Genomic DNA, 1,263 nt, shown 5'->3' with positions numbered 1-1,263 from the left:
TGTCGACGACGCTCGAAAATGAGGCCATAGCGACGGTCGAAAACGAGGCCACCCAGACAGATTGGATGGGTGATCTCAGTGGAGGATTGGGCTCTGATCCGGCGGCTGGTCGCCGATGGTGTGCCGCAGCGTCAGGTCGCGCGGGACCTGGGGATTGGTCGGGCGACGGTGGCGCGGGCGGTGGCGTCGGACCGCCCACCGAAGTACGAGCGGCCGGCCGTGTCGACGGCGTTCACACCGTTCGAGCCGTTGGTGAGGCAGTTGCTGATCGAGCATCCGGACATGCCCGGCACGGTCATCGCCGAGCGGGTCGGCTGGGCCGGGTCGATCACGTGGTTCCGCGACAACGTCCGGTCGCTGCGGCCGCAGTATCGCCCGGTCGACCCATCGGACCGGTTGACGTGGCTGCCCGGGGACGCGGCGCAGTGTGACCTATGGTTCCCGCCGCGGAAGATCCCGCTCGAGGACGGCAGCACGGTGTTGTTGCCCGTGCTGGTGATCACCGCAGCGCACTCGCGGTTCATCCTCGGGCGGATGATCCCGACCAGACGCACCGAGGACCTCCTGACCGCGACGTGGGAGCTGCTCCAGCAGCTGGGGCGGGTCCCGCGGCGGCTGATCTGGGACAACGAGCCGGGTATCGGTCGCGGCAAACGTCACGCCGACGGGGTGGCCGCGTTCACCGGCACCCTGGCCACCACGCTCGTTCGGCTGCGGCCCCGGGACCCGGAGTCCAAAGGCATCGTCGAGCGAGGCAACCAGTTCTTCGAAACCTCATTCATGCCGGGAAGAACCTTCACCTCACCTGCGGACTTCAACACCCAGTTCACCGCATGGCTGACCGTCGCGAATGCCCGGACGGTGCGCACCATCAAGGCCCGCCCGATGGACCTGCTCGAGGCCGACCAAGCTGCGATGCTGCCGCTGCCGCCGGTGCCACCCGCTGTCGGCTGGGTCAACCGGGTGAGGCTCGGCCGGGACTACTACGTCCGGGTCGACAGCAGTGACTACTCCGTCGACCCCGCCGTGATCGGCCGGTTCGTCGACGTGAGCGCCGACCTGACCCACGTCGACGTGCGCCTCGAGGGACGCCTCGTCGCCCGGCACGCCCGGGTGTGGGCCCGCGGCATGACGGTCACCGACCCGGCCCACCTCGCCGCAGCCAAACAGCTGCGGCAGCAGTACCTGCACCCCACCCAACCGGTGCCGGTTGCCGGCGACGAGCTCGCACGCGACCTTGCCGACTACGACCGAGCCTTCGGC

Annotated in this window: 1 protein-coding gene; it reads left to right on the top strand. The window is 69.2% G+C overall.

The window, feature by feature from the left end; translation table 11 throughout:
• Positions 1-69 precede the first annotated feature (69 nt).
• Positions 70-1,263: IS21 family transposase (gene istA, locus ABD297_RS23545; RefSeq protein WP_344257594.1), on the top strand; the 1,194-nt coding region annotated here is incomplete at its 3' end.

It is taken from the genome of Terrabacter carboxydivorans, from assembly GCF_039532035.1.
Classification (GTDB): domain Bacteria; phylum Actinomycetota; class Actinomycetes; order Actinomycetales; family Dermatophilaceae; genus Terrabacter; species Terrabacter carboxydivorans.
This window is presented reverse-complemented; position numbering and strand designations above follow the sequence as displayed.